The 13,249-nt window shown below is 65.4% G+C and carries 15 protein-coding genes; 11 read left to right on the plus strand and 4 right to left on the minus strand.

Annotated elements, in window-relative coordinates; genetic code table 11:
- The first annotated feature begins 101 nt into the window (after nt 1–101).
- The 5 genes from JCM7685_RS00360 to JCM7685_RS00380 all read left to right on the plus strand — a co-directional run bounded on the left by JCM7685_RS00360 (nt 102) and on the right by JCM7685_RS00380 (nt 5,740).
- Nucleotides 102–773, plus strand: a complete 672-nt coding sequence (locus JCM7685_RS00360) for a winged helix-turn-helix domain-containing protein (RefSeq protein ID WP_074970405.1) — start codon at nt 102–104, stop codon at nt 771–773.
- On the plus strand, nt 766–2,169 hold the full coding sequence (locus JCM7685_RS00365) for a sensor histidine kinase (protein ID WP_074970403.1): 1,404 nt from the start codon (nt 766–768) through the stop codon (nt 2,167–2,169). The genes JCM7685_RS00360 and JCM7685_RS00365 overlap by 8 nt, the downstream gene beginning before the upstream one ends.
- A gap of 617 nt (nt 2,170–2,786) precedes the next feature.
- Nucleotides 2,787–4,046, plus strand: coding sequence for a site-specific DNA-methyltransferase (locus tag JCM7685_RS00370; RefSeq protein WP_074970401.1), 1,260 nt, complete (start codon nt 2,787–2,789; stop codon nt 4,044–4,046).
- A complete protein-coding gene (locus tag JCM7685_RS00375) occupies nt 4,043–5,374 on the plus strand; it encodes a site-specific DNA-methyltransferase (protein ID WP_074970399.1) in 1,332 nt (443 codons plus the stop codon). Before JCM7685_RS00370 ends, JCM7685_RS00375 begins: the two co-directional genes overlap by 4 nt.
- A gap of 33 nt (nt 5,375–5,407) precedes the next feature.
- Nucleotides 5,408–5,740: a hypothetical protein gene (locus JCM7685_RS00380; protein WP_074970397.1), complete on the plus strand. Its 333-nt coding sequence runs from the start codon at nt 5,408–5,410 to the stop codon at nt 5,738–5,740.
- Nucleotides 5,741–5,856: 116 nt separating this feature from the next.
- On the opposite strand, the gene JCM7685_RS00385 is transcribed toward JCM7685_RS00380, so the two are convergent.
- Genes JCM7685_RS00385 through JCM7685_RS00400 form a run of 4 tightly spaced genes read right to left on the minus strand, consistent with a single transcriptional unit; the run spans nt 5,857 to nt 7,111 of the window.
- Entirely contained in the window at nt 5,857–6,426 is a 570-nt protein-coding gene (locus JCM7685_RS00385) for a DUF3489 domain-containing protein (protein ID WP_074970395.1), read from the minus strand.
- Between the two features lie 12 nt (nt 6,427–6,438).
- A complete protein-coding gene (locus tag JCM7685_RS00390; RefSeq protein ID WP_074970393.1) occupies nt 6,439–6,663 on the minus strand; it encodes a hypothetical protein in 225 nt (74 codons plus the stop codon).
- The gene (locus JCM7685_RS00395; protein WP_074970391.1) at nt 6,653–6,880 is read right to left on the minus strand and encodes a hypothetical protein; all 228 of its coding nucleotides are present in this window, start codon (nt 6,878–6,880) and stop codon (nt 6,653–6,655) included. The genes JCM7685_RS00390 and JCM7685_RS00395 overlap by 11 nt, the downstream gene beginning before the upstream one ends.
- A gap of 9 nt (nt 6,881–6,889) precedes the next feature.
- Nucleotides 6,890–7,111, minus strand: a complete 222-nt coding sequence (locus JCM7685_RS00400) for a hypothetical protein (RefSeq protein ID WP_074970448.1) — start codon at nt 7,109–7,111, stop codon at nt 6,890–6,892.
- A 128-nt stretch (nt 7,112–7,239) separates the two neighbouring features.
- Between JCM7685_RS00400 and JCM7685_RS00405 the strand changes: the two genes are divergently transcribed.
- The 6 genes from JCM7685_RS00405 to JCM7685_RS00430 are packed head-to-tail and all read left to right on the plus strand — an operon-like array spanning nt 7,240 to nt 13,219.
- Nucleotides 7,240–7,776, plus strand: a complete 537-nt coding sequence (locus JCM7685_RS00405) for a hypothetical protein (RefSeq protein WP_036700384.1) — start codon at nt 7,240–7,242, stop codon at nt 7,774–7,776.
- Nucleotides 7,724–9,763 carry a phage terminase large subunit family protein gene (locus JCM7685_RS00410; protein ID WP_074970389.1) on the plus strand — a complete coding sequence of 680 codons (2,040 nt, stop codon included), beginning with the start codon at nt 7,724–7,726 and terminating at the stop codon, nt 9,761–9,763. The genes JCM7685_RS00405 and JCM7685_RS00410 overlap by 53 nt, the downstream gene beginning before the upstream one ends.
- Nucleotides 9,763–9,978 (plus strand): phage head-tail joining protein, encoded by a 216-nt coding sequence (locus JCM7685_RS00415; RefSeq protein ID WP_074970387.1) that lies wholly within the window; start codon nt 9,763–9,765, stop codon nt 9,976–9,978. The genes JCM7685_RS00410 and JCM7685_RS00415 overlap by 1 nt, the downstream gene beginning before the upstream one ends.
- Before the next feature lie 3 nt (nt 9,979–9,981).
- Nucleotides 9,982–11,481: a phage portal protein gene (locus JCM7685_RS00420; RefSeq protein WP_074970384.1), complete on the plus strand. Its 1,500-nt coding sequence runs from the start codon at nt 9,982–9,984 to the stop codon at nt 11,479–11,481.
- Nucleotides 11,481–12,797 (plus strand): S49 family peptidase, encoded by a 1,317-nt coding sequence (locus JCM7685_RS00425; protein ID WP_074970382.1) that lies wholly within the window; start codon nt 11,481–11,483, stop codon nt 12,795–12,797. Before JCM7685_RS00420 ends, JCM7685_RS00425 begins: the two co-directional genes overlap by 1 nt.
- A 41-nt stretch (nt 12,798–12,838) precedes the next feature.
- A complete protein-coding gene (locus JCM7685_RS00430; protein WP_036700378.1) occupies nt 12,839–13,219 on the plus strand; it encodes a head decoration protein in 381 nt (126 codons plus the stop codon).
- Nucleotides 13,220–13,249 lie beyond the last annotated feature (30 nt).

The raw sequence follows: 13,249 nt of genomic DNA on the forward strand, positions 1-13,249 counted from the left end.
CGCGCCGTTGCCGGAACTATAACAATCCGTAATGTCCCGCAGGCTTGACCAAGACACAGGGTGGGCTATCCCAGCGAAGGGAGCAACTGAAAGCAACACAAATGCGCGTTCTTGTGGTCGAGGATCATACCGAAACGGCGGAATATATCTCTTCCAGCCTGCGCGCGCAGGGGCACCTGGTCGATCACTGCGATAATGGCCGCGAAGGCTTCCTGGCAGCGCTGGACAACAATTACGATGTGATGATTTTCGACCGTATGCTGCCGGGTCTGGACGGGCTGACACTGATCAAATCGGTGCGCGGCGCAGGGGTAAAAACACCGATCCTGATCCTGTCAGCGATGGACGGCATCGACGACCGGGTCGAAGGGCTGGAGGCAGGATCGGACGATTATCTGGTCAAGCCGTTCTCGTTTCAGGAATTGTCTGCGCGGCTGGCGGCCCTGACCCGCAGACCCCCCCTGAAGACCGAGGAAACCGTCCTGCAGGTGGCCGATCTGGAAATGAACCTGATCCGTCGCACGGTCACGCGGGCGGGCCAGTCGCTGGACCTCCAACCCCGCGAATTCAGCCTGCTGGAATATCTGATGCGCAATGCCGGACGTGTGTTAACCCGCACCATGTTGCTGGAATCGGTCTGGGACTTTCACTTCGACCCCAAGACCAATGTCGTCGAGACCCATATCAGCCGCTTGCGTAACAAGGTCGACAGACCTTTCGACACCGAATTGATCCACACCGTCCGCGGCGCTGGCTACAGCCTGCATGGCTAGGCATACTGGCATATCGCGCTTCCTGCGCTCGACCTCGGCGCGCCTGTCACTGCGGTTCGCGGCGCTTTACGCAATCATTACCGCCTTGGTATTCGGGCTAAGCTATCACTTCGCGGATCGCGAGATCAGTGAATGGGTATCAGATCAACTGGCCGATGATGCGGCTGGTTTCGCAAGTCTCTATGAAAGCGATGGGCTGGAGGCGGTTCAGGCAAAGCTAGGAGGTTTTGCCGGCTTCAATTTCGAAGACTATCGGATCTACCTGCTTGAGGACGCCAATGGCACCGTTCTGGCCGGAAATGTCGATGCCATCGACGGAAAGGGCAGCGGCTATGTCCCCGTCGATGCAATTCACGCCGAAAAGCCACGCTATGAGGATGTTACCGGCTATCTGCTACATTCGGTGCAACTCGGCCCGAACCGGCTGACCTTGGGCACAAGCACCTATTTTCTTGAAGAGCTGCGCGAGGTTCTCGAGCGCGGATTCGTTGCGGGCTTCATCCTCTTGCTGCTTGCTGGTTTGCTTGCGGGGATCATTGTAGGTCGCAGAACCGAACAACGGCTGACCCAGATTTCAACGACATTGAAGTCGGTGGCGATGGGCCAATTGGAACGTCGCGTCCCCACCACTGGAACCGACAGCGATGATCTTGCCCGCATGGCAGATGAAATCAACCGGACCATCGCCCAACTTCAGAAGATGGTCGACAGCCAGAAGCAGATATCAGCAGATATTGCCCATGATCTTCGCACCCCGATGCAGCGTCTGAGGCAGCGGTTGGATGTGCTGCTGAATGCGCCCGATCTGACGCGTGAGAACAGGGAGGTCGCGGAACAGGCCGTCGAGATTGCCGACGATCTGATCGAGATATTCCATGCTCTGCTGAGGATCGCGCAGATCGAAGCCGGTCAGCGTTCAGTTCGGTTCGCCGCAACCCCGCTGGCTCCGATCCTCGCCCGGATCGAGGACGCCTATGGCCCCGTCGCCGAGGAGAACGATCAGACGCTGGTGTTTGGCATTGAGGATCAGGACGCAATGGTTTTGGGCGATCAGCACCTGTTAACCCAAATGATCGCAAATCTCGTTGAAAACGCCCTGCGCCACAGCCCTCCGGGAACGCGAATTGAGGTGACACTGGCAAGGTCAGATAACAGCGTTCTGCTTAAGGTTTCAGATAATGGACCGGGCATCCCAGCGGAAGAGCGGGACAAGGTCTTCCGCCGCTTTTACCGCCTTGAGAAAAGCCGAACCACTCCGGGCAACGGCTTGGGCCTTAGCATGGTCAGAGCGATCGCGGAACTACACAGCGCAGAGGTAACAATGAGCGATAACAATCCGGGCCTGCGCGTTCTGCTGCGTTTCCAGCAAGGCAGCACCGCGAGGAGCTTAGCCTAGACGATACAGCCTGCGAGATCTTGTAAGCGCCACACGAACAAACCCGCAACAAAACAGTTTGACATTCGAGCCTCTCTTGACTCATAACTCAAGGATCGAAGACGAGCGCCCGGAGAACAGACGTCTCTCAGGTCCTCATCAGGTCAAACCCTCCACACCTCCCCCCTGCCATGGTTCCTCCCCGACGCGATCTGTATTCGGGGGGGCGCAGCGCGGCATTTCGCTAGCGACATGGATTCTCACCGGGGAATCCAGGCGGAAGCCACCTGCCGCGCGACCTTGGGGAAAACGAATCATTATCAAAGGCTTGCCGAATCGCGACCTTGGCGTGCTGGATTCTTTTGCGGAATCCAGGGAATCCAGTTTGTGGAAGCCACCACGCCGGAAGTCAGCCAGCGGAAGCCACCTGCCGGGAAGCTGTTGAATCCACGCATGGATTTCCGATTGACAAAGCTGCCCTCCTTGACCTACCCCTTGAGCATCGAAGAATAGCGCCCGGAGGAATCCCCTCGCGGGCGCTTTCGTTTTTTCACCACATCGCGGATCCCGATTCTGACGCTGCCTTCCCGGGTCGCGCGCGTCGGCATGTCCGCCCTGCCCCAGACGAGACCCACCCCATGGACCTGGTGTTCACGCCGAGCCAGATCGAGACTTGGCCTCTCGACCGGCTGCGGCCCTATGCCCGCAATGCCAAGATCCACGGCACCGACCAGGTGGCGAAGATCGCCGCCAGCATGGCGAAGTTCGGCTGGACGGTGCCCTGCATGGTCGCGGACGATGGCGAGTTGATCGCCGGGCATGGCCGGGTGCTGGCGGCAACCATGCTGGGGTTGACCGAGGCGCCGGTGATCCGGCTCGGCCATCTCGACGAGGCTGAGCGTCGGGCGTACCGCATCGCAGACAACAAGCTGACCGAGCTCGGCAAATGGGACGAGGCCCTGCTGCGCGACGAGATCGCGGGGCTGCTGGCCGAGGATTTCGACCCGACGCTGCTGGGGATCACCGACGAGGATCTGGACGCCCTGCTGCGCGATCCGGATCAGGTGGAAGGTGCAGCTGTCGAGGGCGAGGACGACATTCCCGAGGCACCGGTCACGCCGGTATCGGTCGCGGGCGACCTGTGGCAGCTCGGATCGCACCGGCTGATCTGCGGCGACAGCACGTCTGCCGATGTGGTCGGGCGGCTGCTGGGCGAGGTGAAGCCTCTGCTGATGGTCACAGACCCGCCCTATGGCGTGGAATATGACCCGTCCTGGCGCAACCAGGCGGGGGCGGCCAAGACCCGCCGCACGGGCAAGGTGCTGAACGACGACCGCGCCGATTGGCGCGAGGCATGGGCGCTGTTCCCCGGCGATGTCGCCTATGTCTGGCATGGTGCGCTGCATGCGGCGACCGTGGCCGACAGCCTGGTGGTCGCGGGCTTCGCCATCCGGTCACAGATCATCTGGGCCAAGGACCGGCTGGTCCTCAGCCGCGGCGATTACCACTGGCAGCACGAACCCTGCTGGTATGCGGTGCGGGCCAAGGGCAAGGGCCACTGGGCGGGCGACCGCAAGCAGACGACGCTGTGGCAGATTTCCGGCAAGGACCAGGATGCCGACACGGTTCACGGCACGCAGAAGCCGGTGGAATGCATGCGCCGCCCGATCCTGAACAATTCCAGCCCCCGTCAGGCGGTCTATGAGCCCTTCATGGGCTCCGGCACCACGCTGATCGCAGCGGAAACCACCGGCCGGGTGTGCTTCGGGGTCGAGTTGAACCCGGCCTATGTCGATGTCGCCGTCGAGCGCTGGCAGTCCTTCACCGGCGAGGACGCCGTGCTGGCGGAGACCGGCGAGAGTTTCACCGCCCTCAAGGCCAGGCGGCTCGCGGCATGAATGCGCCCCTCCTGCCCGGCCGGATCGAGCACTGGCCACTTGCGCGCCTCCGGCCCTATGCCCGGAATGCCAAGTCCCATGACGCCAATCAGGTGGCGAAGATCGCCGCCAGCATGGCCGAGTTCGGCTGGACCGTGCCCTGCCTCGTCGCCGCCGATGGCGAGCTGATCGCAGGCCACGGCCGCGTCCTGGCCGCCGCGCAGCTGGGTTTGGCCGAGGCACCCGTCATCATGCTGGGGCATCTGAGCGAGGCGCAGCGCCGGGCCTATCGGATCGCCGACAACAAGCTGACCGAATTGGGCGGGTGGGACGAGGCGCTGCTGCTCGAGGAACTGCGTGGGCTGCTGGCCGAGGATTTCGACCTCGGGTTGATCGGGATCGCCGAGGACGAGTTGGACGCACTGTTGCACGATGCCGACAACGACCGCGCGCCCATCGATGATGACGCGACCGACACCCTCCCGGAGGTCCCGTCCGAGCCGATCACCCAGGCAGGCGACATTTGGACGCTGGGCGATCACCGCCTGATTTGCGGTGATGCAACCGACCCGTCCGTGGTGTCGCGGCTGATGGACGGCGCGCAGGCCTCGCTCCTCTTCACCTCGCCACCCTATGCCCAACAGCGCGAGTATGGCGCGGCGAAGGAAAAACTCGGCGATTGGGATGCTCTGATGCAGGGCGTCTTCGCCGCGGCGCCCGTCACCGCCGATGCCCAGCTGCTGGTCAATCTCGGCCTCGTGCATCGTGACGGCGAATGGATCCCTTATTGGGAGGGCTGGGTCAACTGGATGCGCGCGCAGGGCTGGCGGCGGTTCGGCTGGTATGTCTGGGATCAGGGCCCGGGCTTGCCGGGCGACTGGAACGGCCGCCTCGCGCCCTCGCACGAGTTCATCTTCCATTTCAACCGCGCGCCGCGCAAACCGCACAAGACCGTCCCGTCGAAGCATGCAGGCGAGACCTTGGGCGGCGGCGGGCTGCGCGGCGCCGACGGCACAGTCCACGCCAAGCGAGGGGCCGGCAACGCGATCCAGAGCCACCGCATCCCCGATTCTGTGCTCCGCATCATGCGCCACAAGGGCGGGCTGGGGGCAGCGGGATCGCACCCGGCGGTGTTCCCGGTGGCGCTGGTCGAGGCGGTGCTCGGGGCCTTCAGCGATCCGGGCGATCTGATTTTCGAGCCGTTCTGCGGCTCCGGCACGCAGCTGGTCGCGGCCGAACGCACCGGCCGACGCTGCTTCGCCATGGAACTGGACCCGGCCTATTGCGACGTCGCCGTGCGGCGCTGGGAGATGGCGACCGGGAAGAAAGCAGTGTTAGAAGGGAAATGAACGACCGCCTCAAGACGGAACGGTAGGGAACGAATGATTACCGCTGAAGCTGCCAAGAATCTCGGCATGGAGGAAGACGACGTCCGGAAGGTCGTCGATGAGGTGATGCTTTTGCTTCACAAGGGCATCGTTGAAAGCCGGGCCGAGGGTCAACAAGACTACATTGGCGGTACGCTGTACTATGAAATCGGTCCTCAAGCCTTTTATCACCTGCTCGGATTCCTTGACGAATTCTCGGGGAGCTACGACTGGGAAAGAGGCATTGCGACCGAGTACCTGCTCCGTTTGGGGCGTCGTTCAGATTGGACCCCGTATTTTCACCAAGTTCAGGGGTGGAATTATGGTTCGCCGAACGAAAAAGAATGATGTGCTTGGCGGAGCGATGCTTCAAGCGCAGGAATGAGGCACGCACCGCTGCCCAGACGATTGCGCGATGGGCAAGGCTGTGGGCTGCGGTTCGTGCAGAAGCTGGCGTCTGTTGATCAGACGCCAGCGGCGAGGGAGTACACCGTTCCCCTGCCCTCGACCTTCTCCGAGGCGATGGGCAGGCCCAGCTTCTTCTTCAGCGACCCGGAGATCATTCCACGCACGCTGTGTGCCTGCCACGAAGTCGCCTCGACCATCTCGGCGACGGTGGCGCCGTCGGGGCGCTGAAGCATGGCGATGATCTGCGCCTGCTTCGTGCCCACACGGATAGCGACGGGTTTCATGGTGTCGGCGGCGTCGAGCGTCGGCGCTGGTTTCGGTGTCGGCTTTGTATTCTGCGCGCCAGCAACGGCGCTGGCCACCGCTGGCTCGATCCCGATGGCCAGCAGGCCCGCCTCGGTGACCACCAGCGTGGTGCCATGACCATCGCCGGTCTCGCGCCAGAGCGGCTCGCCCCGGTGCAGGTTGGCATCGACCTCCTGCAGCCAGCCGTGGCCGATCATCCTCGTGACGGCCATCTTCGCCGCCGCCCCGGCCAGCCCCTTGGGCAGCGGCAGGGCGATGTTGTCAGGGCGCTGGGCCCCGGCGCTGAGGATGATGGTCTGGGTTTCGGTGAGTTTCGTCATGGCGGGTTCCTGTTACTGGTCGTGGCTGGCAAGGAAGGCCGCGATGCGCGACAGCAGGTCGTTGTGGCCATCCGCATCGGCCCCAAGGATCATGTCGCCATCGTCGTCGGTTTCCAGATCGGCGATCTCACGCAGCAGGGCGATGGCATCATCGCAGGCGGCGAGGCGCTCGGCCTCCCATGCGGCGGTGATGGCGTCCTGTTCGATCTGGTGGCGCTGGGCGGGGTCAAGCGGCATGTTCGCCCTCCTTGAAGGCAGAGTCGGTGATCCGGCGCAGCAGGCTGGCGTAATGCTCCAGCGTGCCGACATCGCCCGAGTTCACCTCCTCGGGGCTCAAGTTGAAATGGTCGGCGCTGAGCGCCTGCAGACGCGCCAGCATGGCGTCGATCTCGGCTTTCCGTCCGACGAAGGCGGCAAGGGCCTTTGTGTTATCGGTGGCGCGGCGGTTGCTCATCGGCCTGCCTCAGATCAGCTGCAGATCGGCCAGCACGGCGCTGGCGGCGGCCAGCTGTGCGGTCGGCAGTTCGATCTTGAGATGCGAGATCACGTCCGAGGCGTCGGCCTTGATGCCGTGCCCGCGCAGTTCCGCCTCGATCGCCTCGGCGATGGCGTTCTTGCGGCCGGGATCGAAGCGCGCCGGCAGGGCGGCGTAATCGAGGCGGATGGTGGTGATGGCCATGGTCATGAAGAGGCTCCGGGGGTTGAAGTGCATCGTTTCCGTACCATTGGAATCGCTCTTGCGCGGAGTGTAATCAACCAAAATCATGCATTATTTCCGTTTATTTGCAATCAGTTGAGACTTTCGGAGCCGCCATGAAAGGTATGAGCGAGCGGGAGTATTCCGCCCATTCCGGTCTGTCGCGCGGGGCGATCCAGAAGGCGCGCAGAGCCAGTCGGCTGGTGGTGTACGACGATGGCTCGATCAACGCGGCGGCGTCCGATGTGCGGCGGGCGGAGATGACCGATCCGGACCAGCAGCGGCGCAGCACCGGTGGCGATACCGCGTTTTCCGGCCCGGCCGACAGTTCGTCCTATCTGAAGGCCCGCACCGCGCTGACGGTCTACCAGGCGCAGGAAAAGCAGCTGGGGATCCAGAAGAAGAAGGGCACGCTGGTGGATCGCGCCCGCGCCGAAACGCTGGTGTTCCGCCTCGCGCGGCAGGAACGCGATGTCTGGGTGACCTGGCCTGCCCGGGTGGCGGCGCTGATGGCGGCCGAAGTGGCTGCGGAGGTGGAAAAGCAAACGGCCAAGCCGGTGATCATCGAGGCCGCGATCCTGCAGAGGGTGCTGGAAACCCATGTCAGAGCGCAACTCGACGCCCTCGCCGATCTCAGGGTCTCCCTCGGATAGCGATGACCTGACCGACGGCCTCGACCTCGGGTTTGACGGTGCCGAGGATCTGCTGCGGGTCTGGCGCAGCGGCATGCGCCCCGATCCGGACCTGACGGTGTCGGAATGGGCGGATCAGCATCGCTGGCTGTCGTCACGCGCCTCGGCCGAGCCGGGGCGGTATCGGACGGCGCGCACCCCCTATCTGCGCGGGATCATGGATGCGCTGTCGCCCCGCCATCCGGCGCAGCGGATCAGCTTCATGAAGGCGGCGCAGGTCGGGGCCACCGAGGCCGGCAACAACTGGATCGGCTTCGTCATCCACCATGCACCCGGCCCGATGCTGGCGGTGCTGCCGACGGTCGAGATGGCCAAGCGCACATCGCGCGGCCGTCTTGACCCGCTGATCGCGGAAAGCCCGGCTTTGCGCGCGCTCGTCAATCCGGCCCGCTCGCGCGACGCCGGCAACTCGATGCTGTCGAAGGAGTTTCAGGGCGGCATCCTGGTGCTGACCGGCGCCAACAGCGCCACCGGGTTGCGCTCGATGCCGGCGCGTTACGTCTTCATGGACGAGGTCGACGCCTATCCGGCCTCGGCTGACGAGGAGGGCGATCCGGTCACCCTGGCCGAGGCGCGGACCACCACCTTCGCGCATCGGCGCAAGGTGTTCATGGTCTCGACGCCCACGATCCGGGGGTTGTCGCGCATCGAACGCGAGTTCGAGGCATCTGACCAGCGCCGCTATTTCGTGCCCTGTCCGCATTGTGGGGCGATGCAATGGCTGCAGTTCGACCGGCTGCGCTGGGCGAAGGGAAAACCGGAAACCGCCGCCTATCATTGCGAGGGATGCGAACGCCCCATCGCCGAGCACCACAAGACGCAGATGCTGGAACGGGGCGAATGGCGGGCGACGGCAGTTGCGACCGATCCTAAGGCCATCGGCTTCCACCTCTCGGCGCTCTATTCGCCGCTCGGCTGGAAAAGTTGGGCGGACATCGCACGGGACTGGCTGGCGGCGCAGGGCTCCGAGGAGATGCTGCGCGCGGCGCGCAACACGCTTCTGGGCGAGACATGGGTGGAGTCGGGCGATGCGCCGGAATGGCAGCGGCTGGCGGATCGGCGGGAGGTGTGGAAGCCGGGCACGGTGCCCATGGCGGGGCTGTTCCTGACCGCAGGTGCGGACGTGCAGAAGGACCGGATCGAGGTCGATGTCTGGGCCTGGGGCCGGGGGCTGGAAAGCTGGCTCGTCGATCACATCGTCATTCCGGGCGGGCCGGATGATCCCACCTGCTGGGATCAGCTGACCGCGCTGTTGGGCCGCTCGTGGCAGCATGCCAATGGCGCTTTCATGACGGTGGCAAAACTCGGGATCGACACCGGCTACGAGGCGCCGACGGTCTATGCCTGGTCGCGCAGGGCCGGTTTCGAACAGGTCGCGCCGCTGAAGGGGCTGGAAGGCTTCAACCGCGCCACGCCGGTCTCGGGCCCGACCTTCGTCGACGCCACCATCGGCGGCAAACGTCTGCGCCGGGGCGCGCGGCTGTGGTCGGTAGCCACCGCCAGCTTCAAGGCCGAGACCTATCGCTACCTGCGGCTGGAACGGCCGAGCGATGAAGACCGGGCGCTGGGGGCGCTCGACGCCCCCGGCACGATCCACCTGCCCGACTGGATCGACAGCGAATGGCTGAAGCAACTGGTGGCCGAACAGCTGGTCACCATCCGCAACAAGCGCGGCTATTCCCATCAGGAATGGCAGAAGATGCGGGAACGCAACGAGGCGCTGGACTGCCGGGTCTATGCAAGGGCCGCCGCGTGGATCCTCGGCGCGGATCGCTGGGACGAGGCCACCTGGCGGCGGCTCGAAGCGCAGGCCGGGGTCGAAACCCGCATGCCTGCTGCCGTGCCATCTGATGCCACCACGCCGGAACCGGCCCAGCCAAAGGCCGGCACCCTGACCACGCCGCGCCGGAAACGGCGGGCTTACACCCCGAACTTCATGAGGGACTGATGGAACTGGACCGGATGCAGGCGCTGCTGACGGCGCTGCAGGAGGCGCGCTTCGCCGGGCTGCGCAGCGTGAGTTACGACGGCAAGACCGTGAGTTATGGCTCGGACGCCGAACTGGCGGCGGCGATCCGCGATCTGGAGGCGCGCATCGCAGCTGTCAGCGGCGCCCCTGCCCGGCGCCGTCGCTGGGGCACGGTCGCGACGAAGGGGCTGTAAGCCATGGTCTTCGACGCCTTCCGCCAGCGTCTTGGCGGCATCATCGGCGGGTTTGACGCCGCACAGTCGCAACGCCGCATGCGCGGCTTTCGCGCCAGCCGCGCCCATGTCAACACGCTGATCGCCGCCTCGGGCGAGACCATCACCGCCCGCGCCCGCTGGCTGGTCAGAAACAACGGCTATGCCGCGAATGCCGTCGATGCCTTCGCCAACCACGTCGTCGGCGACGGGATCAAGCCCTCGTCGAAGATCGCGGACGCAGGACAGAAGGAAGAACTTCAGAAGCTGTGGCTGGCCTGGACCGACGAGGCCGATGCCGAGGGGTTGACCGATTTCTACGGCATCCAGCGCCGGGCGGCGCGCGAGGTGTTTCTGGCCGGGGAGGTCTTCCTGCGCATCCGCACCCGCCGCCCCGAGGACGGCCTCACCGTACCGATGCAGCTGCAGATGCTGCCCTCGGAAATGCTGCCGATGCATATGAACCGCAGCCTGCCCGGCGCCGGTTCGATCCGGGCGGGCATCGAATTCGATGGCATCGGGCGGCGGGTGGCCTATCACTTCCTGCGCCGACACCCGGGCGACATGACCGATCCGGGACTGGCCGGGGAAACCGTCCGGGTTCCGGCCTCCGAGGTGATCCACATCCTCGATCCGGTCGAGGCGGGGCAGCTGCGCGGGGTGTCGCGCTTTGCCGCCGCCGTGGTGAAGCTCTTCACGCTGGACCTTTACGACGATGCGGAATTGGAGCGGAAGAAGACCGCGGCGATGTTTGCGATGTTCATCACCTCGCCCGCCCCGGAAACCGCCCTCGATCCGGCCGACGAGGACTTGGAGGTCGAACCCGGCCAGGTGGTGCGGCTCGACCCGGGCGAGGATGTCACCACGCCCGCCACCCCGGACTCGGGCAGCACTTATGAACCCTTCCAGTATCGCACGCTGTTGCAGATCGGCGCGGCGCTGGGTGTGCCCTATGGCTATCTCACCGGCGACACCGCCAAGGGGAACTTCTCGAACACCCGCATTGCGCTGATCGACTTCCGCCGCCGCATCTCGGCTTTCCAGCATTCGGTCATGGTCTATCAGCTCTGCCGGGCGGTCTGGACGCGCTGGCTGGACATGGCCGTGCTGGCAGGCGCCATCGAACTGCCAAGCTATGCCGCGGAGCGGCGGCAATACCTCGCCTGCGACTGGTTGCCCACCAAGTGGGACTGGATCGACCCGGCCAAGGACGCCTCGGCTGAGATCCTGCAGATCGAGGCGGGCCTGAAGTCCCGGACTCAGGCCATCGCCGAGCGCGGCTTTGACGCCGAACAGGTCGACCGGGAAATCGCCGCCGAGCGCCAGCGCGAAGCAGAAATGGGGCTGGACTTCCGGCGGCCGGGGTCGCCCGCGCAGGCAGCGGGGAGCGACGACACCGAGGACCAGCAGGCCGACGCGCAGGACAATGACACTCAGGACGATGAGGGCGAGGACCGGAAACCCCCGCGTCCGGAGGAGGGATGATGCATCACATGCAAATCGCCCAGCGGGTGTTCAACACACCCCTGATGGTCGATCCCGCCAAGGCGCTGGCCTTCATCACCGGCCTTGGTCCCCGGATCACCGGACAGGACATCACTTTCCAAGGGCTAGAAGTGGAAGCAGCGGATCCGAATGCGGCTGCCCTGCCCGCTCGATCCTCGCTGTTCGGTGACGACCTCGCCCGCCGCCAGGCGCAGTGCGGCGGCCAGCCCTTCGCCGTCGTCAACGGCATCGCGGTGATCGAGATCGCCGGCACGCTGGTCCACCGCGGCACCTGGATCGGGCAGTCCTCGGGGCTCACCTCCTATGAGGGCATCGCCGCGCAGCTGCAGGCAGCGCTTTCCGATCCGGCCATCCGCGGCATTGCGCTGGACATCGACAGTTTCGGCGGCGAGGTGGCCGGCGCCTTCGATCTGGCCGACCGCATCCGCGCGGCGCGTCAGGTCAAACCCGTGCAGGCCTTCGTCGCCGATCATGCCTTGTCTGCCGGTTATGCGCTGGCCTCGCAGGCCGATCGCATCATCCTGCCCCGCACCGGCACGGTGGGCAGCATCGGCGTGGTGGCCATGCACAGTGACATGAGCGGGGCACTGGACAGACAGGGCATTGCCGTCACCCTGATCCATGCCGGCGCCCGCAAGGTGGATGCCAATCCGTACCAGCCGCTGCCGGAGTCTGTGCACGCCCGGATCGCGGGCGAGCTCGAGGATCTGCGCCAGCTCTTCGCCGAAACCGTCGCCGAAGGTCGGGGCCAGCGCCTCGACACCCTGAGCGCGCTTGGCACCGAGGCGGCCGTGTTCCGGGGCGAGGCGGCAGTCTTTGCCGGTCTCGCCGACGAGGTCGCCGATCCGGTCACCGCCTTCCGTGCCTTCGCCGCCGCACCCCGCGGCACATCCACCCCCAGAGGAAAGGGCTTCCTGATGACCACTACTCCCGAAGACCATGCCGCACCAACCGCTGCGCCTGCTGCAGATTCCGCGCCGGCTGCGAACCCAGCGCCGGAACCGGAACCTGCAGTCACCCCGCCGCAGGAGGAAGCGGCACTCTCGCCCGAAGCCATCCGCGCCGAAGCGGCCGAGGTTGCGCAAGTCTGCGCGCAGGCCGCCCGGCTCGGCGTCAGCATCGACGCCGCCGATGCCCTGACGCGCGGCATCAAGCCCGAGGCCCTGCGTGCGAAGGTCCTGGCCGATCTCGCCGCCCGCAGCGATGCCGCCGGCATCATCGCCACCGCCCCGGCCGTAACGGCGAAGGAAAGCCCGATCGTCGCCGCTGCCCGCAAATCCGCCGCCTCGCGCTGATCCCGGCGCATCCCCTCCCCCGACACTCCGGAGCCTGAACCATGCCCGTCCTGACGCAACCGCCCTCGATGGGCGATGTCCTCAAATACGAGCTGAACCCGAACTACAGCCGCGAAGTGGTGACACTGCTCGCGGGCACGGCCTACCCCACCGGCGCGGTGCTGGGGCAGATCACCGCCAGCGGCAAATACACAATCTCACCCGCCACCGGCTCGGACGGGGCCGAGACTGCCGCTGCGGTGCTGCTTTACGCCACCGATGCCGCAGCGGCCGACGCTACCGGCATCGTGGTGGCCCGGGGCCCCGCCATCGTCTCGCGCGCAGGCCTCGTCTTCGACGCCAGCGTCGATGACGCCACCAAGACTGCCGCCAAGATCGCCGAACTGGTCACCGTCGGCATCGTCACCCGTGACGGCGCCTGACGCGTCACATCGACAGTCCTCCCCCATCAT

The organism is Paracoccus aminovorans, assembly GCF_900005615.1.
Taxonomy (GTDB): Bacteria; Pseudomonadota; Alphaproteobacteria; order Rhodobacterales; family Rhodobacteraceae; genus Paracoccus; species Paracoccus aminovorans.

Coding starts and splice junctions, on each gene's coding strand:
- JCM7685_RS00410 (WP_074970389.1), top strand. CDS start 7,724: ATGTCAGAGCGCAACTCGACGCCCTCGCCGATCTCAGGGTCTCCCTCG.
- JCM7685_RS00395 (WP_074970391.1), bottom strand. CDS start 6,880: ATGAGCAACCGCCGCGCCACCGATAACACAAAGGCCCTTGCCGCCTTC.
- JCM7685_RS00420 (WP_074970384.1), top strand. CDS start 9,982: ATGGTCTTCGACGCCTTCCGCCAGCGTCTTGGCGGCATCATCGGCGGG.
- JCM7685_RS00380 (WP_074970397.1), top strand. CDS start 5,408: ATGATTACCGCTGAAGCTGCCAAGAATCTCGGCATGGAGGAAGACGAC.
- JCM7685_RS00385 (WP_074970395.1), bottom strand. CDS start 6,426: ATGACGAAACTCACCGAAACCCAGACCATCATCCTCAGCGCCGGGGCC.
- JCM7685_RS00365 (WP_074970403.1), top strand. CDS start 766: ATGGCTAGGCATACTGGCATATCGCGCTTCCTGCGCTCGACCTCGGCG.
- JCM7685_RS00360 (WP_074970405.1), top strand. CDS start 102: ATGCGCGTTCTTGTGGTCGAGGATCATACCGAAACGGCGGAATATATC.
- JCM7685_RS00400 (WP_074970448.1), bottom strand. CDS start 7,111: ATGACCATGGCCATCACCACCATCCGCCTCGATTACGCCGCCCTGCCG.
- JCM7685_RS00375 (WP_074970399.1), top strand. CDS start 4,043: ATGAATGCGCCCCTCCTGCCCGGCCGGATCGAGCACTGGCCACTTGCG.
- JCM7685_RS00370 (WP_074970401.1), top strand. CDS start 2,787: ATGGACCTGGTGTTCACGCCGAGCCAGATCGAGACTTGGCCTCTCGAC.
- JCM7685_RS00415 (WP_074970387.1), top strand. CDS start 9,763: ATGGAACTGGACCGGATGCAGGCGCTGCTGACGGCGCTGCAGGAGGCG.
- JCM7685_RS00405 (WP_036700384.1), top strand. CDS start 7,240: ATGAAAGGTATGAGCGAGCGGGAGTATTCCGCCCATTCCGGTCTGTCG.
- JCM7685_RS00430 (WP_036700378.1), top strand. CDS start 12,839: ATGCCCGTCCTGACGCAACCGCCCTCGATGGGCGATGTCCTCAAATAC.
- JCM7685_RS00425 (WP_074970382.1), top strand. CDS start 11,481: ATGCATCACATGCAAATCGCCCAGCGGGTGTTCAACACACCCCTGATG.
- JCM7685_RS00390 (WP_074970393.1), bottom strand. CDS start 6,663: ATGCCGCTTGACCCCGCCCAGCGCCACCAGATCGAACAGGACGCCATC.